The sequence below is a fragment of the Sulfitobacter sp. genome (assembly GCF_036960155.1).
Classification (GTDB): Bacteria; Pseudomonadota; Alphaproteobacteria; order Rhodobacterales; family Rhodobacteraceae; genus Sulfitobacter.
The window spans coordinates 54,350-78,759 of sequence record NZ_JBALWB010000003.1 but is presented as its reverse complement, the minus strand read 5'-3'; the positions used below and the strand labels follow the sequence as shown (position 1 = coordinate 78,759).

General features: G+C 52.0%; 21 protein-coding genes, 1 tRNA gene and 1 pseudogene. 15 read left to right on the top strand and 8 right to left on the bottom strand.

Features of this window, described 5'->3' with window-relative positions; translation table 11 throughout:
* Positions 1–426: calcium-binding protein (locus V7775_RS10395; protein ID WP_443070110.1), on the top strand; the 426-nt coding region annotated here is incomplete at its 5' end.
* Positions 427–572: 146 nt separating this feature from the next.
* Here the strand turns inward: V7775_RS10395 and V7775_RS10390 are convergent.
* Complete coding sequence (locus V7775_RS10390; RefSeq protein ID WP_335751830.1) at positions 573–1,748, bottom strand: tyrosine-type recombinase/integrase; 1,176 nt, start codon at positions 1,746–1,748, stop codon at positions 573–575.
* 236 nt (positions 1,749–1,984) lie between these two features.
* Here V7775_RS10390 and V7775_RS10385 point away from each other — a divergent pair.
* Positions 1,985–2,263: pseudogene (locus V7775_RS10385) on the top strand (type I restriction-modification enzyme R subunit C-terminal domain-containing protein); the annotation flags it as partial.
* A gap of 467 nt (positions 2,264–2,730) precedes the next feature.
* The gene (locus V7775_RS10380; RefSeq protein WP_335751828.1) at positions 2,731–3,867 is read left to right on the top strand and encodes a tyrosine-type recombinase/integrase; all 1,137 of its coding nucleotides are present in this window, start codon (positions 2,731–2,733) and stop codon (positions 3,865–3,867) included.
* A gap of 22 nt (positions 3,868–3,889) precedes the next feature.
* Here the strand turns inward: V7775_RS10380 and V7775_RS10375 are convergent, their stop codons facing one another.
* Positions 3,890–6,469: a hypothetical protein gene (locus tag V7775_RS10375; RefSeq protein ID WP_335751827.1), complete on the bottom strand. Its 2,580-nt coding sequence runs from the start codon at positions 6,467–6,469 to the stop codon at positions 3,890–3,892.
* A gap of 160 nt (positions 6,470–6,629) precedes the next feature.
* On the opposite strand from V7775_RS10375, the gene V7775_RS10370 reads away from it, so the two are divergent.
* From V7775_RS10370 to V7775_RS10340, 7 genes are all read left to right on the top strand, one after another.
* Positions 6,630–6,869: a helix-turn-helix transcriptional regulator gene (locus tag V7775_RS10370; RefSeq protein WP_335751826.1), complete on the top strand. Its 240-nt coding sequence runs from the start codon at positions 6,630–6,632 to the stop codon at positions 6,867–6,869.
* Between the two features lie 329 nt (positions 6,870–7,198).
* Positions 7,199–7,459, top strand: a complete 261-nt coding sequence (locus V7775_RS10365; RefSeq protein WP_335751825.1) for a helix-turn-helix domain-containing protein — start codon at positions 7,199–7,201, stop codon at positions 7,457–7,459.
* A complete protein-coding gene (locus V7775_RS10360) occupies positions 7,452–9,797 on the top strand; it encodes a phage/plasmid primase, P4 family (protein WP_335751824.1) in 2,346 nt (781 codons plus the stop codon). The genes V7775_RS10365 and V7775_RS10360 overlap by 8 nt, the downstream gene beginning before the upstream one ends.
* A 570-nt stretch (positions 9,798–10,367) precedes the next feature.
* Positions 10,368–10,955, top strand: coding sequence for a hypothetical protein (locus tag V7775_RS10355; protein ID WP_335751823.1), 588 nt, complete (start codon positions 10,368–10,370; stop codon positions 10,953–10,955).
* The gene (locus tag V7775_RS10350; RefSeq protein ID WP_335751822.1) at positions 10,948–11,610 is read left to right on the top strand and encodes a hypothetical protein; all 663 of its coding nucleotides are present in this window, start codon (positions 10,948–10,950) and stop codon (positions 11,608–11,610) included. The genes V7775_RS10355 and V7775_RS10350 overlap by 8 nt, the downstream gene beginning before the upstream one ends.
* A 184-nt stretch (positions 11,611–11,794) precedes the next feature.
* Positions 11,795–12,283, top strand: a complete 489-nt coding sequence (locus V7775_RS10345; protein ID WP_335751821.1) for a hypothetical protein — start codon at positions 11,795–11,797, stop codon at positions 12,281–12,283.
* The gene (locus tag V7775_RS10340) at positions 12,276–13,118 is read left to right on the top strand and encodes a hypothetical protein (RefSeq protein WP_335751820.1); all 843 of its coding nucleotides are present in this window, start codon (positions 12,276–12,278) and stop codon (positions 13,116–13,118) included. The genes V7775_RS10345 and V7775_RS10340 overlap by 8 nt, the downstream gene beginning before the upstream one ends.
* A gap of 16 nt (positions 13,119–13,134) precedes the next feature.
* Here V7775_RS10340 and V7775_RS10335 read toward each other — a convergent pair whose 3' ends face one another.
* Positions 13,135–13,458, bottom strand: coding sequence for a hypothetical protein (locus V7775_RS10335; RefSeq protein ID WP_335751819.1), 324 nt, complete (start codon positions 13,456–13,458; stop codon positions 13,135–13,137).
* Between the two features lie 233 nt (positions 13,459–13,691).
* Here V7775_RS10335 and V7775_RS10330 point away from each other — a divergent pair, with 233 nt between their 5' ends.
* Both V7775_RS10330 and V7775_RS10325 read left to right on the top strand, forming a co-directional pair.
* On the top strand, positions 13,692–14,159 hold the full coding sequence (locus V7775_RS10330; RefSeq protein ID WP_335751818.1) for a hypothetical protein: 468 nt from the start codon (positions 13,692–13,694) through the stop codon (positions 14,157–14,159).
* A gap of 270 nt (positions 14,160–14,429) precedes the next feature.
* Positions 14,430–15,470 carry a hypothetical protein gene (locus tag V7775_RS10325; protein WP_335751817.1) on the top strand — a complete coding sequence of 347 codons (1,041 nt, stop codon included), beginning with the start codon at positions 14,430–14,432 and terminating at the stop codon, positions 15,468–15,470.
* Between the two features lie 6 nt (positions 15,471–15,476).
* Here the strand turns inward: V7775_RS10325 and dcm are convergent, their stop codons facing one another.
* From dcm to V7775_RS10305, 4 genes are all read right to left on the bottom strand, one after another.
* Positions 15,477–16,646, bottom strand: coding sequence for a DNA (cytosine-5-)-methyltransferase (dcm, locus tag V7775_RS10320; RefSeq protein ID WP_335751816.1), 1,170 nt, complete (start codon positions 16,644–16,646; stop codon positions 15,477–15,479).
* A 290-nt stretch (positions 16,647–16,936) separates the two neighbouring features.
* The gene (locus V7775_RS10315) at positions 16,937–17,710 is read right to left on the bottom strand and encodes an HNH endonuclease (protein ID WP_335751815.1); all 774 of its coding nucleotides are present in this window, start codon (positions 17,708–17,710) and stop codon (positions 16,937–16,939) included.
* 61 nt (positions 17,711–17,771) lie between these two features.
* Positions 17,772–17,857, bottom strand: a tRNA-Leu gene (locus V7775_RS10310).
* A 372-nt stretch (positions 17,858–18,229) separates the two neighbouring features.
* Positions 18,230–18,703, bottom strand: coding sequence for an Lrp/AsnC family transcriptional regulator (locus V7775_RS10305; RefSeq protein WP_335751814.1), 474 nt, complete (start codon positions 18,701–18,703; stop codon positions 18,230–18,232).
* 111 nt (positions 18,704–18,814) lie between these two features.
* Here V7775_RS10305 and putA point away from each other — a divergent pair, with 111 nt between their 5' ends.
* From putA to V7775_RS10290, 3 genes are all read left to right on the top strand, one after another.
* The gene (gene putA, locus V7775_RS10300; RefSeq protein WP_335751813.1) at positions 18,815–22,231 is read left to right on the top strand and encodes a bifunctional proline dehydrogenase/L-glutamate gamma-semialdehyde dehydrogenase PutA; all 3,417 of its coding nucleotides are present in this window, start codon (positions 18,815–18,817) and stop codon (positions 22,229–22,231) included.
* A 204-nt stretch (positions 22,232–22,435) separates the two neighbouring features.
* Positions 22,436–23,176: a rhomboid family intramembrane serine protease gene (locus V7775_RS10295; protein WP_335751812.1), complete on the top strand. Its 741-nt coding sequence runs from the start codon at positions 22,436–22,438 to the stop codon at positions 23,174–23,176.
* Entirely contained in the window at positions 23,173–23,544 is a 372-nt protein-coding gene (locus V7775_RS10290) for a GFA family protein (protein WP_335751811.1), read from the top strand. Before V7775_RS10295 ends, V7775_RS10290 begins: the two co-directional genes overlap by 4 nt.
* 8 nt (positions 23,545–23,552) lie before the next feature.
* Here the strand turns inward: V7775_RS10290 and V7775_RS10285 are convergent, their stop codons facing one another.
* Positions 23,553–24,338 (bottom strand): inositol monophosphatase family protein, encoded by a 786-nt coding sequence (locus V7775_RS10285; protein WP_335751810.1) that lies wholly within the window; start codon positions 24,336–24,338, stop codon positions 23,553–23,555.
* Positions 24,339–24,410: the final 72 nt, after the last annotated feature.

Here is a 24,410-nt window from a genome sequence, read left to right as displayed (position 1 = left end):
AACCTCTATGGCACAAGCTTCGCAGATGATCTGCGCGGTGACGGCAGCAACAACAGCCTTTGGGGTGCTGCGGGCGACGATGTTCTGTATGGTCGCGCGGGGAATGATAGTCTGTTTGGCATGGGCAATAATGACACGATTTATGGCCAAGGGGGTAATGACACTATTTGGGGCGGTGCAGGCGTTGATCAATTCATGTTTGAGAACGGCTTTGGTAATGACCGGATCATGGATTTCGACGTGACTAATACAGGCGAAAAGATCAATCTATCTAGTATTTTAGCCATCAACGATTACCTTGACTTGGATGCGAACCATTTGCAGCAGTCGGGTCGCAATGCTATGATTTACGATGGCGCGGGAAATACAATTACCCTGATTGATGTTAATGTAAGTGAGCTAACGGTCGATCACTTTGTTTTCTAGAGTTTATCTTGCCTGCAAAATGCAAAGTGGTGCCAACAAAAATTATTTGGAGCTGGCGGCTGCGTTACCTGATACAAGGTGTCTTGCCCGATGGGATTGATTGACTGAACTTTCGTGCGTTGACCTTTGACCAAGATGAAACCTGCTCAGGAAAGTGCAATAACGTTCGCGCTCAAGGTTTCGGGGGTGGTAACGTTCGTCCAAGCTTCCATCAAGTCACGCCGCTTGTCGAACAGATCAGATCGCGCATAAGCCGCTTCGGCTTTATTTTTGATTCCGTGTGCCAGCGCCGCTTCGATCACTTCGCGTGGGAAACTAGTTGTTTCGCCTGCCCAATCGCGGAACGTGGACCTGAACCCGTGAACGGTGATGTTGTCATATTCCATGCGGCGCAACAGAGCGGTCATGCTCATATCGGAAATTGGCTTACCTGCTTTCGTTTCGCTGCCAAAGACAAGTTCCGTGTCTGGTCCCCTTGGACCAAGCTGGGCAATCACGGATTGCGTTAGAGGAACGCGGTGTTCTTTGCCTGCTTTCATCCGCTGGGCGGGGATGGTCCAGACACGGCCTTCCAAATCTACTTCGGCCCACGTCATGCCCCGCGTTTCACCAGACCGCGCCGCCGTGAGGATGGTAAAGGTCAAAGCCCGAGCGGAAACGCCTTTGCGCGTAGATAGAGCGTCCATAAAGTCTGAGATATCCGCATGGGGTAAGGCGGGGTGGTGTTGAACCGCGCGGACCTTGGTCGGCTTGGGCAATAGATTGTCCAAGTGGCCGCGCCACCGTGCGGGATTGTCCCCCTCGCGAATTCCCAGCGCGGATGCATAATCCAGCACTGCCTCGATCCGTTGCCGGACGCGGTTGGCGGTTTCGGGTTTTTGCGACCATATAGGCTTGAGCGCGCCAACCACGTCCGCAGTTGCGATCTTGGTCACTTGCATCGGGCCAAGCGTGGGGAACACGTAAGCCTCTAGCGTGGACGTCCATTGGGCGGCGTGCTTGGCGTTTTTCCATCCAGACCGCTTGCTTTCGATTAATTCAAGCGCGGCGTCCTTGAATGTCTTTGGCTGGGCTTGGCGACGTTTGGCAATCGGGTCGTCCCCGTCCAAGATCAGACGCCTTGCGTCGGTTGCTTTTTGACGCGCCATCGCCAAGGTCACATCGGGATACGCGCCTAATCCAAGATCATGGCGTCGCCCCTGCACCTGATACCTAAGCACCCATGACCGCGCCAATGTCGGCTTCACATACAAGAATAGGCCGCGCCCATCTCCGTGACGTCCAACCCCTGCCGTTTCCACCTTGCGCGCGCTCAGTTTCATATCGTTCCCACATCTGTTCCCACACTTAGGTTAGATTTAAGGCGAACGGGCCTGAACATCAATGGCGTAGGGTGAATTTAACCACATGAAAGTAAATAGATATATTGGATGGTGGTGGATGTGAGTGAACCCTCGAAAACAGGGGGCATACGGACTGAGCCTCCGCTTTCTTCGCGCCGCTCTTTCGATCTCGCGCTTGCAGCGAAGGGCTGCTCTCCGCCGATGTGACAAATGGCTATGTAAAATTCACGCTGACCCCTCAACTACGATCTAAGCGGGCGGAAGCGGCAAGGCAAAACGGCCTTATCGACTTCGAAGGCGAAATGCGTTCATTCCTTGAATCTGTTTTGTCGGCTTATGAAATTCATGGCGTTGATAAGTTAGCTCTATCAAAGATCGGCGACTTCCTGAAAGTTAAGTACGGCGGAACGAACGGAGCCAAGAAAAAGCTCGGTGACATTCCAAACATCAGAAAAGCGTTCATGGATATACAGGGTCATTTGTACACCCCGTAACCTTTCAGCACTCTTCTCAAGGACGCCAATCTGAAAAATACCCTAGATTGAAAGTGCCACTCTTATCGTCAGTAGAACATCTGCGGAGTTGATAAATGACCCGACGTTTCCCTCAATCAATACCTGCACACAGAATGGAAATTGCGCTCGGCAAAAGCAAACACGAAAAAGGGGACCAAAGGGGGGGGGCCCATCAAATAATCGAATACCTAAGTCACTAATAATTAAAGATTACATTGAAAACTATGGTGCGGGCGGGGGGACTCGAACCCCCACGGGCATTCGCCCAACAGATTTTAAGTTTTGCTTCACCGCACTTTTTACGGCCTTTTACGCCTTATAGCGGTCCGCAACCTTATATAAACACGACATAAAACTCTTATGCGCCTCACCACCACCTGAGGCGATCTAATCAGAAACGGGCCCGAGTTCGGGCTAACCGTCAGATTACATAGGAGAAACGCCTCATGGCAACCAAACTCACACAGAGCGTGGTGGACAAAATCCACCATGACCAAGAAGCAGGAAAACAGATATATGATGCCTCTGTCAGCGGTCTTCGGATCGTCGTCGGCAAGTTGAGTGCCAGCTACAAATTGGTGGGCCGGATCAATGACAGCACCGATCGCTATATCTCTATCGTCATTGGTCGCACCGACGAAGTGTCTCTAAAAACAGCCCGAGAACGCGCTCACGAGCTAAGAACGATATTGCGTCGCGGCGAAGATCCAAGAGCGCCTAAGACAACGATACCGAACCTCAAGGAGGTTGCAGACGCTTACTTTGCAACGCGCGGTCAGGAACTAAGCACTCGGACCTTGGCTTGGTATAAACAGAAGGTAGACGGGGCGCTTTCAACACTGAAGAAATTACCCGTAGATCGGATTGATCGCGCAACGGTACGTGCCCTTCATGAAAAGCTGACCCGTAAGACTGGCCCTTGTGGTGCCAACGGCGCGATGCGCGTTCTGAAGCTGTTGATCAATGACGCGGCAAGAACGCACGACTTGCCGCCAAATCCGGTGACACGTGGTGTTCGGATGAACCAAGAGAGGCCAAGGGATTGGGCAATTGGACCAGATGACATGCCTTTGCTCTGGCGTCAGTTGGATGAGTTGGAAGACCGTGTTCGTCGCTGCTGTTGGTTGGCTATGTTGCTGACAGGGCTTCGTTCAAAAGACGCCAGATCAATGAAATGGGAACATCTTGATCAAGACGGCGTGCTGACCGTGCCATCGCCAAAAGGTGGCGAGGCCAAAGCCTTCAAACTGCCCCTGCCCCGGCTTCTAATTCAAGAGCTGGGTGAAGTGCGTGATCTGACGAGGCCACTGGAAAGTTCCTTTGTCTTTCCGTCTTCAACATCAAATAGCGGCCACATAGAACAGATGTGCCGAACCAAAGGTTTCCCCTATGCGCCTCACATGATGCGTCACACCTATCGGACGCATGCGATGGAGGCAGGGGTGGATTTTCAGACAGTGACACTGCTTCTGAACCACGCCAATCCGCATGTTTCGTTCAACTATGTAACGCGGGCGCATTTATTGGGACACATGCGGGAGGCTCAGGAGCGGGTTGCTGCAAGGTTAATGAGTTTTAGATAGCAACCTGTCATTCTGAGATTGTCTAAATTGGCAAAAGGGCCGGAGGGATAAATCTAATTATTCCTATTCTCGGCGCAGCATTGTTCCCAACATCAATAACAGCTCCCTCTTTGCCATTTTGAACTGAAACGCTTGCAGAATTCATATAGATATTCCTTCTAGTGTCATCCCCCATGGCACCCAATTGAGCTGTCGCCGACCAAGCTGCAAACTGGTTTACCTCAAAGGCGGCTATCCCGTCTTTATCAGGACATATTTCAGGCGGGCCCATTGTCTTGAAGATCATGGTTCCTGCTCCAGAAAACGTAAGAAAGAACATTCGATCAAATGCCAAGGATATAAGCCTCAAATTGATTTGCGTTTTAGGCCGCAACCCGCCAGAGAATGCTACCAAGTTTTGCGGTGAGACATAAATTTTTTCACCTTCTACAACGTTCCACGTTACAAATTCAGAAGCTGCACCAAATTTCATTTCCGCCTTTTTGCAGTCTTCTTTTTTGACTTTGTTCAATGCAAAAATCCCGTGCTTTAACCTGCGCAGAGTTGCTGACAACATAAATGGAATAGAATAATCTTTAGCAATATGATTCACACCAAATTTACGGTTTACAAAAAAATCATCTTCATACGCTGAGAATTCAAACTTTGATCCGAAACCTTCACGTATATCAGCGAAAACTCTCTCCTGCTCAAAATCCAGAGACATTACCCGTGCTTCGGGCATCTTGGACTCCATAGCCATATATCGCTCTGGATACTCGTAAAAGTAGAGGCGCGCAAAAACAGTCAAAAAGCTCTTAACTAGAGCGAGCGCAAGCAAAAAATCAAAAAATAGACTGATCACTCGTAGCGTTTGAAATGCGTTGGCGATGACGCTACTCATCGAATTTCGAGCTGCGATGAAAGATCGATCAATTTCGTTTGCCATAGCAATTGCTTTGCTCGTTGCAGTTCGCTCTGCATCTGACAAAACTTCAAAAAGCCGGCCATGCAATATACCACGTTGCCGATCACGCGTGTTTTCATAAGACGCGTTTATCGATCGTTTGATATATCTTTCAAAAAAGCACTTCACATCAGGTAGTACCCAACGACAAGATGGCGGTGGGCGAAGCGATGGGACATAATAATCATAAAGGGGTTTGGGGAAAACTGCGGTCTCAGTGTCGAAGAGCTGACTAATTATTTCATCGCGACTGCTTTCTGCCGACCCTTCTAAATTCTTGATCGTGCTATTCGTCAGTTCGGTCAAACGGATTTGCGCGGTGTTGAAATGCTCAGCGACTGATCGTTGAATATCGCCTTCTAAATCAGGCTCAACATCGTAATCTTTTACAACATGCAGATTCGATGGATCGCACTCACCATGTACCTGTCCGATGCAGTAAACAATTCCTGCGAAGTAGTTGTCCAGCCGTTGAGAAGCATAAAGGCCCAGAAACCCACAGAACCCAATAATCCACCACTTAGATAAAGTCTTTCGCCCTAGCAGAAACACTTCTCGTTTGGTTATTTCAATGTCATCATTTTGCTGGAACGCCAAAATTATGATTTTTAGGACACTATATAAAACGACAAGGAGAGCGAAGGGGTAAAGGTTTAAAAGGCCACCTGTTTCAAAAAGTATAGCACTAGGACCTGATAACAACAAAGCCATGGCAAACGAACCGACAAAGAGTTGTGCCGTGTTGACTGAGATGGTCGGTACATGAATGATTATCAACAGAAGCGACAAAAGGGAAACCATACCATATAGCTGCCAAATTATCGACGCATAGCTCACCTTGCTTCCATCGGCCAGAAGTTGCGCACGACTATTAAAGCTGTCAATCGCTTGCAATTTATCACCGCCCGGATCGGGCCGTTCATTCAAAGAAGCTTGAAGACGGCTTTCTAAAGCCTGAATTTCAGACCAAAGAGCACTGTAAGCAACCCTATCAACGAATACTTCAAAACAAATTTCTGTACCCGGGTTGCGTGGCTGCCCGATTGATGGCCGAAAATTTGGCTGAGGTTCACTGTCAAATTCGCATTCCATTTTTGTTGGCCAGGACTTTCTCGTTTCATACTTGGCCGCGATGCTCGCCGATATGTTTGCTTGATTTTGTTCGAGTCTAGCCCCCTCTTCTATTTGCGAAACAAGCGCCCGTAAGTCATCGTCATCGACGATGCCAAAGGGCGTACGTGCACTCAGGTGCCGAAATAGTTCATCTATCTTTGCGTCCAGAACCCCATCTTCAAAAACTTCGTCGTTTGAAGCAAATACGGATTGCGGCAGAGGTGTTGGTGTTATCGAAAGTGTCAGCAACGAAATTAGCGACAGCAACAAAAGTGGTGACAAAGAAATCAGCGACCAAAATTTGGTTTTAGATTTGGTGAGAGCAATCAAAACACCCAAAGCGAGCAGCACAAGATACAATATGCCAAATTCAAACTTGGTAGCGAAGCTGGCCCGTTCGATGCTCAGCTGGCAAAAGAATCTGGTTTGTAGCGATGCATCCAAGCAAAACTGTCCTGGTGGGAGCAGCGCAGCGGAAATCGCTGGCAATACCCCAATAGAAACGAGCGACCAAAAAACATACGGCGTTTTACTATTTGACATGACAAATCCATCTAAAATTCCTCCAAAGAACCTGCAATCTAACCTGCTATGGGTCAACGAATTTATTCCACTTGATCCACTCTAAGAAGCAATGGGTTACATCAGGTCACAACAAGATCAAAATCAAAGCATGTCAATCAATCCACGGAGTTAGCCGGGCATGCAGCAAGATATCATCCAGCGCCTGGAGCGCATTGAGGCGGCAGTGGTTGCTCCGCCAAAGGAATACCTAAACATCAAGCAAGCAGCCGACTTCATTGGCATCAGCCGACAGACACTGGATCTCTGGCGCATGAATGCCGAAGGTCCTGCTGTGCACCGCGTCGGCACCCGCGTCTTGTATTCCATCGCGGACCTTCGGGCCTTCATGTCAGATCAGTGGAAAGAGGTTCTTCGATAGTGGGCCAACCAAGCGCCAAGATGGCGGATCGAACGTGACTACTCCCGCAAAAAATTGCTAGTTCCCGCATTTCCGCGCGAACCGCGGCTGAGAACATTCAGTTCTATAGAATCGCAAGCTATTAATTTTATTCACCAATTTCACTAAAACGGACAATCACCTCAACCTGCAAAGTGTTTGTTTACGCGGCGGCAAACGTTGGCTTACTCATAGGCCATCGAGGACTACGATGGTCCTCAATGCGAAAAAAAATAGACCCGCCACGCATCTGGAACGCGGCGGATCAATTGACAAGAAAACGACATGCCTGAGTCCGAGGAGACGACAAGATGCCTGAATTTGATATTGCCGCGATGCCATCTGCGACAAAACCCACGTTAGCCGATGACGATTGCCAACTGACGCCCGCAGAGGCGTCAGAGCTGGTTGGTTTGAGCATCAACACATTGCGGGACTACAGATCAACGCGTGGCCGACGCTTTGGTCCGCCGTTCCATATGCGCGATCGCAAGATCGTCTATCGCCTCTCCGAACTGCTTGATTGGATGGACTCCAAGGCCACGCAACATCGGGAGCAGTTCGATGACTGATCGCATGCCCGACCCACAGCAAACCATGCAACTCGATGACGCCGGTTACGAATTGATCCCGCTGCACCGCTGGGACAAATCAAAGAAGGACATGAAGACAGGTAAGGTCAGAGAACTCGGCAAGGTGCCCGTGCACAAAAACTGGACAACGCGACAGAGCGACAACGCGGCCGCTATCGCAAGGATGAAACGCGGTGAAGGCAATGTTGGCGTTCGCCTGCGCGCAACCGACCTTGTGATTGACTGGGACCCAAGGAATGACAGCGGCCAGTGGGGCGTACCGGATTACGACGAGTTCATCCTTCGCAATGGTCTGGACCCTACTAATTGGCCGACCGTACGTACGGGCTCCGGCGGGCTACATCACTATTTGACGAAGCCAAGCGATATTCCTGTTCTTGAGGGTCCTGCTGGCTTCCCCGGCGTCGAATTCAAGACGCGGGGCCGACAGACCGTTGCGCCCGGCTCAATCCACCCGAACGGCAACCTGTACGATTGGATCGGGGAGCCGCTCGACATGTTCAACGACGCGCCTGATGCTCCAGATGCGCTGATCGAGGTTGCGCGCAAAACGGTGAGATCTGCCGCCACCGCAACCGCACCTGGCGTCTATAGCGTCAAGGAACTGGCATTAATGCTTGATGTGTTGGAACCCGAAAACTTCCGAGATCACTCCGATTGGCTTGAGATCATGATGGCCTGCCACCACGCCACGGGCGGATGCGGGCGCGAGGAGTTTATCGAATGGTCCACTCTCGATCCGCTTTACGTTGACGACGCGTCTGCAATAGCGGACCGCTGGGATAGTCTCGACCTTGGTAAAGCAGGCGGGATCACTTACCGCACGCTCGATATGGCGCTAACCAACGCTGGACGACAAGACACCATTCCGCGCCCCGACGCTGCTGAGGATTTCGATGACGTCGAGACTGAAGAGCCTGCTGCTAATCGTGCCAAGGAAAGGGCGCGTCCTTGGCCAACCAGGCTGGTCTACGAGGTCAAGCATGGTGCAAAGAACGCGCGCCATTTTCTTGGTCGTCGCCCGAGGCGTGTGCTGTCTTCGGACGGCATCTTCTATGACCTTCGCGAAGGTGTGTGGGAGGCGCTCGACGAGGCCATGCTGAAGGCCGAAATCCGAGCGACCGATCCGACCGACATTCTAGACGTCGAGCATGTGAGCAAGATGGTGAAGGGCGTCTCGGACCTCCGGGCCACCGACGCACGCCCCTTTGACTGGATTGGAGAACCGCCAATCAAAGCGGCCGCTTCTGACCTGGTGCTATTTAGGAATGGGCTGCTTGATCTGAGAACCAATAAGCTGCACGAATTCGACGGTTCATACTTCGCCACGGGGCTTCCTGACCACTCATATGACCTATCCGCGCAGTGCCCAACCTGGATGAGTTGGTTAGACCAAGTATTGGATGCCTCTTACCACTCAACACTGCAAGAGTGGATGGGCTACTTGATGACCGCAGATGTACGTGCACACCGCTTCATGAACCTGATCGGGGTAAAGCGCGGCGGGAAATCGACGGCTGCGCATATCTGTAAAGCTTTGGTTGGAAAGCAACACAGCCATTCGTCAGCTTTGTCTGGCCTCGGTGAAAGCTTTGGCTTGGAACCCTGTCTGGATAAGCGACTGTTGATCATTCCAGATGCTCATGACGTTGCAGGCTCCGGCCGCACACTGGCACTGGAACGGATCAAAATGATCACGGGCGGTGATGAGGTCGACGTGAACAGGAAGAACAGATCGGTGCTCCAGGTGCCGTTACCCACCAAGCTTATGGTTGTTGCAAACAAGATGCCCAAGTTCATTGACGAAAGTGGCGCACTGGCGGCGCGGATGCTCATTGTCCGTTTCGATACTTCATTCCTTGGGCGTGAAGACAGAAACCTTGGGGCAAAACTCATGGAAGAGATGCCAGGTATCGCCAACTGGGCGCTCAAGGGATTAAGCCGACTTCGTGAAAATAGCCTTTCCTTCACGGTTGGTGAGGCAGGCCACATTGAAGCTGCTACATCAGAACTTGGACAGTCACCTGCGCTGCGCTTTGCAACCGATAGGCTTGAGGTCACCGGAGACGAAGAACACGCGGTGCCGATGAACGAGATTTATTCTTCTTACCGTGATTGGATCTTCCAAGAGGGCCTTTCCAGCGGAGAAACCAGAAACCAAACTGACCTTGCCCTAGATATTTGCGCTGCACTTCCAAACGTTCGGTACAGACAGCGCCGCGTCAAGAACCCCCGAGGCAAAAAAGGCAAGCAGACCTATTGCCTTACAGGCGTCAGCGGGGTCGCGGCATATGAGGGGGAAGATTTTGAGGACTGAGCGAAGCGTCACGCAAAAACGCATAGCTATGTGACGCGTCATATGGCGTCCAAGCGCATGATTTCATTATGCAATGGGAGCTTTTTGAGGCGTCACACAGCATTGAGCTCAGTTACGCACACGGACGGACCGAGCGCACGAACACACCGCCAACTTAGGATAATGGTTTACCGGTATTATTATATCCTACTGTCAAATGACTCTAATAAAATAGGGTATTATATAACAAAAACATAAACTTAAATGTCATATGACGACGTCACATAGTGTCACATGAACTCAGTGGGCCGCGCATGATGGAAAGAATGGGAGCCACCCATCCCACGAGAAACGCTGGTTCACTGGGAGCAGCAGAACGCGCCATATCTGTTGAAGACGGTCAACGCGGCGCTCTGGTTTATTCGGACACCAAGGCACCAAGGCATCAAACCACATCAAGCCTTACTGCCGCCAAGGGGTATGTGACAGTGGATCACACGTCCCGTTCAGAGGGCCAAAAAGCCCATCCAAATCAATGCCCTATGAAGGGCAGAAAGCGCGGCCCTACCGTAGGCCCATAACAGGTGGAACATGAGCAACTCTGCAATACAAATACGACCACCCGCCAATGCCAACGCGCTGAGCAAGTACCACACTCGCGCTGCAATACCTCCGGATGTGGACGAACGCTTCCTTACCGCCCTATCCGAATTTGGCCAGGTCACTTATGCGGCAAACGTCGCTGGGCCAACCCGGCGCACATTCTACAATCGGCGCAGGCAGGATCCGGAATTTTCTGCGCGGTGGGACGACGCGATCGAAGCTTTCGAAGAGACCCTGACGCAACGCGTTATCGCCACGGCGCTGCACATGGGCACCGGCAGGTGGATCTTGGCGACCGATCCAGACACAGGCGATATTGAGCTCGACGGTGACTTTGAACCGCTGATGCGGTTTGATTACTCTAACGTCGATCCTAGGATCGCAGTTAAACTCATGTCGATTAGAATGCGCGACCTCAACGCAAGAACTGCGCCACTAGTCGCTGTCCAGAACAACAATTACGCGGCGGGTCCAGAAGTACAGAAGGGCGAACCGCTCGACCTGGACGCGCTAAAGGCCGAGATGGTTGCGTCTCACATGGATACGGTTGACGCGGAGGTCATAGAAGATGACTAGGACAATCGCGCTATTCGAAGACGGGACCGCTCTGGTGGGCAGCATCGAAGCTGACGCGCTCGGCAGCAGAGGCGATCTGCCCTTCCTGTCTGACAATGCCCGCGTCGCCGCAGCGAGAGCCGCCCTTGCCAATGACGACTGGTCGGCGGCGGAGGCAACATCAGCGCGCAGCGTGGTCTCACCCTCTGATGATGACGTGGTTCATGTGACATTCATTGCACCACCCGATTGGGTCAGCTTTGGTCCGTCGCTTTGGGAACCCGTCGCAGGCGTGGCACACGCGGTGTTCCAATCGTCTGTCATGCTGGTGGATGGCGTTGCGGTTATTGGCTGCGTAGGTTTGCCCTTCGAGAATGAGACGGCACGGCGTGATTGCGCGGCATGGTGCCTAAAGAACGGGTTGGACGATATTGCGCTCAACGTAAGCCGAACCCCGGTGGGCGGTGCTGGGCCCTACTGCACCTGGCCTGACACCGATCTTGTGGCTGTATCCGTGGACCAAGAACCGCAACGGTGCGCCGAAACGCAGACTACCGAAGCATTAGCCACCGAGACTGACAACGACTTGCCAGATCGGCCGGTTGACGCGCCCGAGCAGACCACGATCAACGTTGTGAGCCTGTTCGGCGATGTGTTTGGCATCCAGGACTTGTGACTGCGCATCACTCGCCTACAAAACCCCCGTATTACCCCTTCATTTACAGCGCCTTACGTGGCCCCTTCACGTGGCTCGGCCGTAGGCCATGTACCAGCATTTTGAGAGACACTTAGTAACAATGGTGTCCCCTGCTGCCCGTTTCTCCGCACGATGCGCGTAGAGATCATAGTCAGGATAGCAGATGTTTGAGAATGCGAAGAAGCTGATCCTTAAGGATCGAGACGAGGCACGAAAGGCGCTTAGAACCGAAATGAAGGCTGATGAGGCGAGTGGCATTGAAGCCGAACTCGACCAACTCGCCGCTGAGGCTGCCGAGGCAGAGCAGAAGTTGGCTGTTGAACGAGATCGCGCCGCCGCCGAGGCTTTGAGGGCGCAAGATGTGGCAAGTACTAGAAATAGTCTGTCTGCCGCCGCTGCCAATTTCGACGCTGCCGCTGCCGCCCTTGGTGTCGCATTTGATGAGCTGGAGTTGCTTCAATCCACATTGGCGACTCTGGAGCCTGGAGCCCGTGCCGACGTCAACATGCGAAAGTGGGGCTACGTCCGTGGATTGTGGTTCGCGGCAACTCCGTTGTGCAAGCGGCTCGGCATCGCCCGCACCATGGGTTCAAAGCCAAACACCCCACTAGCGCCACAGTTCAAATTCAAGGAGGACGATATCAATGTCTGAGTTCACCAAGGCAAACGCGCCTCTCATCCATAAGTACTACGCCGCGCTGGTCGATGCCCATGACGAAGCACCCAACCGCCATAAACGCAAGTTGGCCAAGCAAACCGACGCATTGGCACCCTTCTTTGACAAACAGGATGGTGTAGGTCTCCGCGGGGCAATGATCTCCATCGGCACAATGGCCCAAGACATGCTGAGCGAGCTGACCGATCGTATCCGCCGCGCCACAGAAGGCCTGGATGACCGCGACGCGAAACAGATGGCTGAAACCACACAGGCCGGAGAGGCACTTATGGACGTGATCAACATCGGCCAAGAGCTTGAGCGCCTGGTCGAGAGGGTGCCAGACATAACTCCAGATGCTGACGCAGACGTGGCCAATGTGGTGACCCAGAAATCGTTGGACCGATTGCGCAATGTGGTCGCCAACAAACCGGCCAGCGATCAACGAGAGGATCTGCTTGGTGTGATCGACGACACCGATCCATCGGCCATCAATGACAGGCAATTTGAACAGATCATCACGGCTGCCAAATCGCTGCCACAGGAGAAACAAGAAATGACCCAACCACATGAACTCGCAAAGTCAGGCCATCTGCCAGACACCTACTATGACCAGTTTGGGAACGTCAGAGCCGACATGATGGACCAAGCCGTGAACCACCTGACAAAGGTTCACCGGCCGCAGACGTTCGAAGTAACAGAAAGCACCGCTGAAAAGACGTTCTATGCCAAAGTAGACGTACTGACGGCTGAGGGTGCTGATTTCGTTGGTGCCTGCGCACAAGTGACCGCCACCGAGCCCGAACTCGCGAAAAGGGCGTTCGGCCACTGATACCCCCATTAATGACCTAAGGCGGATTGTTCTCCTCTTCTTCTGGGTCAATGCCGATCGTGCTTATTGCTGGGCACGATCGGCATCGCCCGGCGGTGTCACGGAATGTGCGCCGCCGGGCGAAAATCAATTGCCCTTGCCAACTGCAGTAACTTCGACCGGAAACCGCCTGACGCAGCAGAAAATCAATGAAAAACAGGTGAAATCGGTTTGGTCGGTCAAAAAAATATGCTTGTTGAGTTCGCCCTGTATGACCAATCGCATAGAAGATTGCCGTAAACGGATGACACTTGAGTTCCTGTTCGTTGTGTAAAAATAAGTCATAACCCACTGTAATCATGTGGGTATCATTTACCTTGTTGCGGCCAAACGCACCAATCTCAAGATTTGAAGTCGAAGCTCATATCGCCAAAATATGTCTATCCTCATTGCCGATTTTCGCGAATTTTACCTCTCGCGTTGTGGCTTTAGAGCACTGGCGCGAAGTGTTTATATTAATGCGTTCCAACTAGTGAGTAACCTGTTTCCAGAAGCGCCGATGACAAATTGTCGACGCAATAACTGGAGATACCCATGAGCTATCATGACCCTAAACTAAACAATCCAAGTCGTCCTGATCAGGCCATAGGGGCGGCAAGAAATGCCCCAAAGGTCGTCGGCTGCACAATTGGCGATCATGCGCGACACGCTGTGCGTATTGGCTACAACAACACGGAAACATTGGCCTACGTCAAGGCGGTTTTCCCAAATGCTAAGACTACACCGGCTTGCATTGGGTTCTACAGGAATGAACTTCGCAACGCAGGCAAAGACGTGCTAACTTCCCGTGAAGTCGACAAAGCACGGATTACAAATCCGGTCTTGGGACGTGTTCAACACATCGAACAGCATGCTCACCTGTTCGAACCGCATGAGTTAGTAAGGATCTTGTCCAAAACTCTGTTCAGGCATCTTAGCGTGTTGGAAACAGCCAAGAGACTTGAAGCCATTGGCCAAAGCGCATTTCACCTGTCCGATAGGGCGCACGAAACCCAGCCATAGGGTGAAAGAAAGCTCGCCCGCAACCAAATTGGCTGCGGGCGAGTTACATCGCGTCATAGTATCGCAAGTGCTTTCAACGCAGCCTATTCTGGGTCTACGGGGACTTGTCGATTTGTAGCACACTGATTTAACTTATCTATCTCGACGACATCAAGAGACTTCATATCCCCTTGAGCTCTACGGCATAACATAAACTTGGTTAAAGCCTGATCCGACTTGCCAATACTTCTAGAGCCTGTAAATCTCCCCACAACTATCGGGAGAATTGCATTGATTACTGGCATCCTAGAAAAGAACTTGGCCTATTTTCTATTGAGAGAACTCATCAGCAAGGAGGGGTCCAACTCTTTTGGAAAAAATAACGCAAAATTAGTTGCATTTGGTCAAAGCCTCAGACGGCACCACAATCAAAAAACGCCACCTCAGACAGTTCTTAATAATGCGTTCTCGGAGAGGAGTTCTGACTTTTCCTCCAGCAGCCCAAATGTCAGGGGAATCTACGCTAACTTCAAAGCTTACCTTGTTGCGAATGTTACGACCAACGCAGGAATTGAAATCCTTATCGTCATTGTTTCTGAGTTGATGCCAGCAATAAATTTTGTCATGGGAAAAGTTCCAACGGATCAAGCTCAAAATATTGCTCGCCAGCAAGCGCTTAAGGTCTTGGGTACTCAAGGTGATGCATATTTAGAAACTCTCATTAACAACTGGGACGATTTTACACTTCAGACATGCCTCTCTCAGGAAAATGACCTTGCAGGTAACCTTGTTGCCGAGGCTGATAAAATCTTTGCCAAAAATTCGACGCAGCTTAGTAGCATAGACCGAGTGGACCTAATTTCCGCAGCGCTTCAAGAATTTGAAAGGCGAGCTGGTCAAAAACGCAAAAGCCGGTCTGGGGACGACCTACAGAATGCTGTCATAACAATATTTGATCATCTAGGAATTAAGCACGACTCAGTGCCGCAACTTATTTCGGGTGTCATCGAGGCCGACCTGCTGATCAAACACGGCAACCACAACACGCTCATTAGCTGCAAACGGACCGGCCGAGAGAGAGTTAAGCAAGCAACCACATCTATGGCAGAGTTGCAGCAACTGAGAATTCGGAAAATGGTTTGGTTCTTTACTCATTTTGACCAAAGCCCAGCAAGGGTGGAAGATATGGGAGTTCGAGGCAATATATTCTATCTACCCGATAGCTCACCAGATTATCTAAATCTAATCAAAGATAAGAACTGTGCAAAATACGTCCTGCCCATTAGTGATATTAGAAAGACTCTGCCACAAATCATTCGTGGCACACTCTAATTCAGCTCACAAATACTGTTGCACGATCGCCTTCGAAATTATCGAAACAACTGGAACAACTACCGAATTTCCCAGCAATCTAAAGCTAGTCGTTTTTGCTAACGGCAGCTTGAAATCTTCAGGATAACCAAAAAGCTCTCGACATTCCTCGATAGAAAGTGTCCGTGGCGGCCCGTTCTCTTGTTTGATCAGACACTCTTTTCCGTCCTTACCGTAACGGGCAACAATAGTGGCTGAAGGCCTTTCTACATCGGCCAACTTTACTGTGAATCCTGTGCCTCTGGCCTTATTGCGATCACTTCTGTTTTTGTGGCCGTCCCACAGTTTTTGACTAATTGTATACCTGTCGTCAACTTTTTGCCTGAGAACCGATTTGAGAGGGATCGGATCGCCCTCAAATGCCGGAAACACAAAGTCTCCATGCTTGCGAGCCACATCTTTACGAACCGCAACCATGAAACATCTTTTGCGCTGCTGTGCTACTACAGTTGACGAGTCCACAACCTTGAAAAAGAACTTATATCCTGTTGCTTCAATCGAATTTTTGATGACTTCAAATGTTCTTCCATTGTCGTGAGATAGTATGTTTCTCACGTTCTCTAGGAAAAGCACCTTTGGCTGCTTTACCGCAGCAATTCTTTCAATTGATCGAAAAAGAGTGCCTTGAGTTGTGCAATCAAGACCATGTGGTGTTCCTAAGGAATTTCTCGCTGAAACGCCTGCAAGACTAAATGGCTGACAAGGAAACCCACCTGCCAATATATCATGACTGGGTATCAACGCCCCTAGACGATTGTCCGATATCCCCTCGTTCGTAAATAAGTTGATATCTCCATAGGGATACTCACCATGGTTAATAAAATACGCCGACTTTGCGTTCTTTTCCCATTCAGAGCTAAATACTGCTCGGCCGCCCTCAGCGTTCAACGCAAGCCTAAATCCACCAATCCCAGCAAACAAATCGATAAATGAGAACTTCGCGGCACTTTCAACCTCTTTTGAGAGCTGGTTTGGGACGTCTTCATACGAAGCATAATCGACATCAGGGAACTTCGTTCCGGAATGAAGATACTGAGTTGCGATTGCTACTGCTTCTGAAGAAAACTCTGTTCCCTCCAACTGGAGCTCAATCGAACTTATCAACTCGGCGACTTCCGGAGGATAGGCATCATCCAAGTCTTGCTTCAGATTTCTATGATGCACGGTGTGAAGTCATCCCTATCAACTTTTCTCATCTTTACTGCATGCTGAACGAACAGGGAACGGGAAAAATCTGTAATTTTTTGGCTTACCTGAGGGTATATTTTTGCCCGCTGTGTTCCAACCCATGTAAGTACTCATACCGTATAGAGAATTGATGCGAGCGATGGGAGTGGAACCCACACGGTCATGTTGTCCGTCATTTCATCATAACGATCATCATACTGAAGCATGAATGGCCACTTAGCCGAACTTCGGAATTCACATTAGTAGTCATACCAAGATTCATACTCGCGAGAGGTGCTTGACGACCGTGCCCCTTTCGCAAGGTTGCATGTCGAGCACGTCAGTTGGAGGTTTGTTACGCAGTTCATCCCCCCACGAGCCAAAGGTATTATGTGGTCATAGTGGGTTTCCGCCTGCAGACTAAATAACCGCGTTAGATCTGTTTGACATAGAACGCATCTACCCTTGTCCCGGTGAAATACGGCATTCTTCGCCCACATTGGGATAGTAGACCTAATTAAGTGGCCAGACTGATTGAAAGCGTCAGGCATAAACGAAGAAGCCGTGTCCAGGACATAGTAGTCTACCATATGTCCAAAAGCCGACATTGTTCCCCGGTTGGAGAACAACACGTGGAACACTTGCTTGGCAATCGCCTCACAAAGTTCGGTAATCAGTTCATCTTGTTGAAGAAGTTCTAAGTATTCATAGCCGTCTTCTCGGTCAAACTCTGATCCCAGAACTCCCGAAGTCTTTATGCCGTTGGATTTGATCAGCGCATCGACCCAGAAATTGCCCGGATTATTGTCTGACTTATCCGCGTCTTCGTAAATCACACTTGAAATGAGATCTTCCACAAAGATGTGAAAGCAGGTCCACTTTGGGTACTTTCTAACCAGACTGTTCGACGACATGTCACCAAAAATGTCTTCAATATTTCGAAGGTATTCACCAGGATTTCGAGTAACTCCATCCACCATCTGACAGATGTAATAGAGATCTACGGTCGACACCTTCTGCAGCTGCGAGACCATAACGTTTATCCTCTCGCTTTTCGAAATTACCTAGCAACACAGTGGGTTAGTTTAACAATATTGGTGCGGGCGGGGGGACTCGAACCCCCACGGGCATACGCCCAACAGATTTTAAGTCTGCAATGTCTACCATTCCATCACGCCCGCATCTGGCGTTGTTCTTCAATCTTTAGTTTCGGGCCTATATCGGGCCTCAAAACAATCTTCACGTCGCAACGCCTTGTTTCGTATACGCTTTGCTGTGCGGAGCCAAGGATTTTAAGTCTGGTATGTCTACCATTCCATCACGCCCGCATCTGGCGTTGTCTTCAATTTTCAGTTTCGGGCCTATATCGGGCCTAGAAACCGTCTCGTCTTCGCAACGCCTTGTTCCGTATGCATATCTCTGCACAGACGCAAGGATTTTAAGTCTGGTGTGTCTACCATTCCACCACGCCCGCACCATACAATGCATCAGCGCAGTGTAAATATATCAAATGCCTTAGTTAACCCAACCTTTTTCGCGCCCCTGTGCTATGATCAGACGCCTTCGGACAGCACGACCTCTTTCACGGCCTCCATCGCGACATAGGTCGACGTCGAACCAACGTGCGGTAGGGCCGAAATTGTATCCCCCAGAAACGCTCGATAACTCGCCATGTCGCGTGTTCGTACTTTTAGAAGATAGTCAAAGTTACCCGCGATCATGTGGGCTTGTTCAATTTGCGGCACGCGGGTCACCGCCGAATTAAACGCTGCCAACGCAGATTCGCGTGTATCGGTCAGGCGCACTTCAACAAAGGCCACATGATCCAACCCCAAGCGGATCGGATTCAACATCGCGCGGTAGCCCAAAATGACGCCGTTTTCTTCCAACCGTCGCAATCGCGCCTGCGTTGGGGACTTAGATAGTCCAATACGTTTAGCAAGATCGGTGATGCTGATCCGGCCATCCTCGGCCAGAGTCGTCAGAATCGACTGATCAAATCGATCCAAATCAGAAGTGTTTTTCACTGAAATATCTCCATAATTTAGGCCATTTTACCTATTCTTGCCGCAAGATTTGGTCAACATGCCCTTCATTTATGCCCTACACTAGTGAAATATTACATTTGGAGCAAGTTAATGGCACGTGATACCTTCCTCTCCCTGCGCGCAAGCATTGATGCAGGCACTTACAGCGATGCAAATACCGTGCTGGAAACATTGATCCAGACGGCAGCATTAAGCAGTGCCGATCGCAGTGACATCAGCGCAGCCGCCGCTGGCCTTGTGCGCGATATTCGTGGCGCAACATCGCCTGGAATGATGGAAGTCTTCCTCGCAGAGTATGGCCTATCTACGGATGAAGGTGTCGCCCTCATGTGTTTGGCCGAGGCACTACTGCGTGTGCCAGACGCCGAGACGATGGATGCGTTGATCGAAGATAAGATCGCGCCGTCAGATTGGGGCCGCCACATGGGCCACTCGACCTCGACTATGGTCAATGCGTCTACGTGGGCCTTGATGCTGACGGGCCGTGTTCTAGATGACGAACAACCCGGCCCCGTGCGCCACCTGCGCGCAGCGATCAAACGCATGGGCGAGCCTGTGATCCGTACTGCCGTGGCCCGCGCCATGAAGGAAATGGGCCGGCAGTTTGTTTTGGGTGAAGACATCAAAGGCGCCATGAAACGCGCTGCTGGAATGGAGGCCAAAGGCTTTACCTATTCCTATGACATGCTCGGCGAAGCTGCCCGCACTGAAGCCGACGCCCGCCGGTATCACCTCAGCTATTCTGACGCGATTTCCTCTATTGCACGCGGATGCACCAACGAAGACATCCGCCGCAACCCAGGCATTTCCGTCAAACTGTCAGCACTGCACCCCCGTTACGAAGTGGCCCAAGAAGCATCCGTAATGCGCGATCTGGCCCCCCGCCTGCGCGCATTATGCCTGCTCGCAAAATCTGCGGGCATGGGCCTCAATGTTGACGCGGAAGAAGCAGACCGCCTCGGCCTTTCCCTTGATGTGATTGATCGGGTCATGAGCGAGCCAGCCTTGGCTGGTTGGGACGGTTTTGGGATTGTGGTTCAGGCCTATGGTCCGCGCGCTGGTGGTGTCATTGACGCGCTATATGCCATGGCAGAACGCCATGATCGCCGCATCATGGTGCGTCTGGTTAAAGGTGCCTACTGGGATACCGAAATCAAGCGCGCTCAGGTTGAGGGCGTTGACGGGTTCCCCGTATTCACCCGCAAGGCCGCAACCGACGTCAGCTACATCTCGAACGCGCGCAAATTGCTGGGCATGACCGATCGCATTTACCCTCAGTTCGCCACACATAACGCGCATACAGTCGCGGCAGTACTGCACATGGGCCAAGACAAAGAAACCTATGAATTCCAGCGCTTGCACGGCATGGGCGAAACACTGCACAACATCGTCATGGAAAAGCACGCCAGCCGCTGCCGCATCTATGCGCCCGTCGGCGCACATAAAGACCTGCTCGCCTACCTTGTCCGTCGCCTGCTGGAAAACGGGGCAAACTCCAGCTTTGTAAACCAAATCGTTGACGAGGATGTCGCTCCTGAAGAGGTCGCAGCAGACCCGTTTGCCAAGCTGGAAGACAGCATTCCGGTGATCCCGACTGGCCCAAATATCTTCCGCCCCCTGCGCGCAAACGCACGTGGATTTGACTTAACTCACACGCCAACCCTAACAGCTATTGAGGCCGCGCGTGCGCCCTATGAACATGTCACATGGCACGCTGAACCATTGATCGCAGAGGGGACCAAAGGCGGTGTAACCCAGGAAGTGCAAACACCAACGGGCTTAGGCAAATCGCCCGGCACGGTCAGCCCGGCCACGCCATCAGATGTGGCGCAGGCCATTGATGCTGCAACACCTTGGGACGCCCCATTGGAGGATCGCCGCGCGGCCCTACTACGCGCAGCGGCAATCTACGAAGAGCGCTACGGCGAGATTTTCACCCTACTCACCCGTGAAGCAGGCAAAGGTCTGCCCGACTGTGTGGCAGAGCTGCGTGAGGGTGTGGATTTCATGCGCTATTACGCGGCTCAAGCCACCAACATGCCTGCGGCTGGCGTGTTCACTTGTATCTCGCCGTGGAACTTCCCTTTTGCGATCTTCTTGGGGCAGATCAGTGCGGCCCTTGCTGCCGGAAACGCCGTACTCGCCAAACCTGCCGAGCAGACGCCCCTGATTGCCCATTTGGCAATCTTGGTACTGCATGAGGCTGGCGTGCCTGTCAGCGCGTTGCAACTACTGCCCGGTGCTGGGGATGTTGGTGCTGCAGTGACATCAGATATCCGGGTCAACGGCGTTGCATTCACCGGATCAACCGCGACCGCCCAGCGCATTCGCAGCGCGATGGCCGATCATTGCGCGCCCGGCACACCACTCATTGCGGAAACAGGCGGCCTTAATGCGATGATCGTAGACAGCACCGCCCTGCCAGAACAGGCCGTACAGGCCATCGTCGAGAGCGCCTTTCAGTCTGCGGGCCAACGTTGTTCGGCCTTGCGCTGTCTCTACGTTCAGGAAGACATCGCAGAACCGTTCCAGAAAATGCTGATCGGTGCGATGCAGGCCCTGCAAATGGGCGACCCGTGGCACCTTAGCACTGATGTCGGACCCGTTATTGACGAAGCCGCCCGTGCTGGCATTGCGGCCCACATCCAAACAGGCCGCGCAGAGGGCCGCCTCATCGCTGAACTGCCAACACCGGATCACGGCACCTACATCGCGCCCACCATTCTGCGCGTAAACGGCATCGGCGATCTTGAGCGTGAAATCTTTGGACCTGTCCTGCACATCGCAACATTCAAATCGCATGAACTTGATGATGTTATCGATGCCATAAACGCGACGGGTTATGGCCTTACCTTCGGCTTGCACACGCGCATTGATGACCGTGTACAGCACGTGTCAGAGCGGATCGAGGCGGGAAATGTCTACATCAACCGCAATCAAATTGGTGCAATTGTGGGCAGCCAACCCTTTGGCGGTGAAGGCCTTTCCGGTACAGGCCCCAAAGCAGGTGGGCCAAATTACTTACCGCGCTTTTCGGCACCTGACGAAGCGGCGCAATCGGCACCTTGGGAAACCACTGGCGAACTACCTGCTGTGCCCCCGCACATCGCGCAGGCCATCGACACCCTTTCACTCCCGGGCCCTACCGGCGAAAGCAACCGCCTCTCCACCCTGCCCCGTGCAGCTCTTTTGTGCGCCGGACCAACTGCTGAAACAGCTGCCACACAAAAGCGCGCTGTCGAGGCGCTAGGCGGTATCGCCGTGATAGCAACAGGTTCAATTGCACCCGATGCCCTTAGCACAGGCCCAGACTTTGGCGGGGTACTCTGGTGGGGCGATACAGATACTGCACGCAGCTATGATCAGGCCCTCGCCAAACGAACAGGTCCGATCATTCCGCTGCTGCGTGGCCTCCCTGACACAGCCCGTGTGCGCCAAGAACGCCATGTTTGCGTCGATACAACAGCGTCAGGCGGCAATGCTGAACTGTTGGGGGCCTCGGCTTAACAAAGCCCCCAACACCGCAAAGCACTAACCTAAGGCCATTCAGGCACGACAACTCTTGAATGGCCTCACTACATACGCACCCCACCCACAATGGCTCACGTCTGACCCAAACGCCCGTAAATCTAATCATGCGTTAGCATGTCCGTTGGATCACGTTCCCTCGGCCCTTGACGCTCCACTTGCAATCGCGGAACGTAGCATCAGATGTTTCCGATCCGTGATCATAACCCCTCAGGCCGCGTACCTTATGTGACCTATGCGCTGATGGCGGCCAATATCGGTATTTTCCTCAGCATGCTACCCATATCGGGTGATGAACGTGCGCTTGCGCAGTTCTATTACGATTGGGCTCTCCTACCCCGACGCATCATGGAGGGCGACGGATATAGCGCGCTCCTTTCATCGCAGTTTCTGCATGGCGGCTGGATGCATTTGGCAGGAAACATGCTGTTTTTGTGGATCTTCGGCGATAACGTCGAAGATGAAATGGGCCATCTACCCTATCTGGGTTTCTACCTATTGGCAGGCGCTCTATCAGGTCTGGCCCATGTGGTTTCTGATCCTACGTCCTTTGTCCCGATGGTTGGTGCGTCCGGCGCAATCGCTGGCGTGATGGGCGGATACCTTCTGCTCTACCCCAAAGCAAAAATAGACATTCTGCTGATCCTGATAGTCTTCTTCCGAATATTCCCGATCCCAGCATGGATTATGCTGATCCTGTGGTTCGCCATGCAATTCATTGGTGGGATTGGTTCCCTTCAGGGCACAGGCGGCGTGGCCTATTGGGCCCATGCAGGCGGGTTCATTGCTGGATTGATCCTAACACTGCCGCTCTGGCTACGCCTTGGCGGGGTGTCTTTCTGGCAAACCACCCACGGGCATCCGCCCCATCCGGAGGCCACCTATGCCTTGCCCAGCTCAATCCCAAAGGTGAAACGCAAATGAGCCAAAGCATCACAGCAAGCTGCCACTGCGGCGCAACGGCCATTCGTGCGACGCTGCCAAATGGGCTAACGGACGCAGCACGCTGCACCTGCTCATTCTGCAGACGACGTCAGGCGGCGGCGGTGACCGCCCTCACGTCCAGCGTTGAAATTATCAAAGGCGCGGATAACTTACAGCGATACAGCTGGCACACCCATACGGCGAAACACTATTTTTGCAAGACATGTGGCATTTACCTGTACTACCAACGCCGATCAGACCCCGCGCAATGCGGGATCAATCTGGGCTGTATTGAAGGGGTAAACATGTGGGAACACGAACCAGTTCCGTGGTCAGACGGGATCAATCACCCGTCTGACCAGAGCTAAAATCAGATTTAGCCGCGTACTACTTTGGAGAAGCCGGTAAAGATTGCCTCGTTTGAAGCAATGATCTCACCGTCTTGCAGCACATTGCCGCGTGGGTTCAGGGGCTCAACCAAGCCACCTGCCTCTTTTACGATAATGACACCAGCGGCCAAATCCCAGACATTCAGGCGACGTTCCCAGTAACCGTCATAACGCCCTGCGGCAACATATGCCAAATCAAGCGCGGCTGAACCCCAGCGGCGGATACCAGCACAAGTTGGTGCTAAACGCGCCACATCCTGCAAGGTAGCGGGTAAATCAGAGCGACCACCGAACGGGATACCCGTGGCAAAGATCGATTCGATCATCTTGTTACGGCCCGAAACACGCAAACGGCTCTCATTGAGCCATGCGCCCGAACCCTTCTCGGCAAAGAACATTTCATCTTTGGCGGCATCAAACACAACGCCCGCAACAATCTGGCCTTTGTGCTCTAGCGCGATGGAAACAGCCCAGTGCGGCAAAGCGTGCAAAAAGTTGGTGGTCCCGTCCAGCGGGTCCACAATCCAGCGACGTGTGGGATCATCACCTTCTTCTTCACCACCTTCTTCGGCTATCCAGCCATAGGTAGGACGCGCACCGCGCAATTCATCTTTGATAATTTTTTCAGCGTTGATGTCGGCGCGGCTGACAAAATCGCCTGCGCCTTTCATCGACACCTGAAGGTTTTCGACTTCACGGAAGTCCTTCACAAGTGCACGCCCAGCAGAGCGCGCAGCCTTGATCATAATGTTTAGATTCGCACTGCCTACCATGTCGACGCGGCCTTTTCTGAATGGATTAGCGTCCTCTTAGGACGTGACACGCAAAAAGCCAATAGGCAGTGA

What these genes read in the sequence shown, in the direction of transcription:
- V7775_RS10315 (WP_335751815.1), bottom strand. Translation starts at nt 17,710, where the DNA reads ATGGTCTCGCAGCTGCAGAAGGTGTCGACCGTAGATCTCTATTACATC.
- V7775_RS10350 (WP_335751822.1), top strand. Translation starts at nt 10,948, where the DNA reads ATGACTAGGACAATCGCGCTATTCGAAGACGGGACCGCTCTGGTGGGC.
- V7775_RS10370 (WP_335751826.1), top strand. Translation starts at nt 6,630, where the DNA reads ATGCAGCAAGATATCATCCAGCGCCTGGAGCGCATTGAGGCGGCAGTG.
- V7775_RS10340 (WP_335751820.1), top strand. Translation starts at nt 12,276, where the DNA reads ATGTCTGAGTTCACCAAGGCAAACGCGCCTCTCATCCATAAGTACTAC.
- V7775_RS10330 (WP_335751818.1), top strand. Translation starts at nt 13,692, where the DNA reads ATGAGCTATCATGACCCTAAACTAAACAATCCAAGTCGTCCTGATCAG.
- V7775_RS10390 (WP_335751830.1), bottom strand. Translation starts at nt 1,748, where the DNA reads ATGAAACTGAGCGCGCGCAAGGTGGAAACGGCAGGGGTTGGACGTCAC.
- V7775_RS10345 (WP_335751821.1), top strand. Translation starts at nt 11,795, where the DNA reads ATGTTTGAGAATGCGAAGAAGCTGATCCTTAAGGATCGAGACGAGGCA.
- V7775_RS10290 (WP_335751811.1), top strand. Translation starts at nt 23,173, where the DNA reads ATGAGCCAAAGCATCACAGCAAGCTGCCACTGCGGCGCAACGGCCATT.
- V7775_RS10335 (WP_335751819.1), bottom strand. Translation starts at nt 13,458, where the DNA reads ATGATTACAGTGGGTTATGACTTATTTTTACACAACGAACAGGAACTC.
- V7775_RS10295 (WP_335751812.1), top strand. Translation starts at nt 22,436, where the DNA reads ATGTTTCCGATCCGTGATCATAACCCCTCAGGCCGCGTACCTTATGTG.
- V7775_RS10375 (WP_335751827.1), bottom strand. Translation starts at nt 6,469, where the DNA reads ATGTCAAATAGTAAAACGCCGTATGTTTTTTGGTCGCTCGTTTCTATT.
- V7775_RS10380 (WP_335751828.1), top strand. Translation starts at nt 2,731, where the DNA reads ATGGCAACCAAACTCACACAGAGCGTGGTGGACAAAATCCACCATGAC.
- V7775_RS10365 (WP_335751825.1), top strand. Translation starts at nt 7,199, where the DNA reads ATGCCTGAATTTGATATTGCCGCGATGCCATCTGCGACAAAACCCACG.
- putA (WP_335751813.1), top strand. Translation starts at nt 18,815, where the DNA reads ATGGCACGTGATACCTTCCTCTCCCTGCGCGCAAGCATTGATGCAGGC.
- V7775_RS10355 (WP_335751823.1), top strand. Translation starts at nt 10,368, where the DNA reads ATGAGCAACTCTGCAATACAAATACGACCACCCGCCAATGCCAACGCG.
- V7775_RS10285 (WP_335751810.1), bottom strand. Translation starts at nt 24,338, where the DNA reads ATGGTAGGCAGTGCGAATCTAAACATTATGATCAAGGCTGCGCGCTCT.
- V7775_RS10360 (WP_335751824.1), top strand. Translation starts at nt 7,452, where the DNA reads ATGACTGATCGCATGCCCGACCCACAGCAAACCATGCAACTCGATGAC.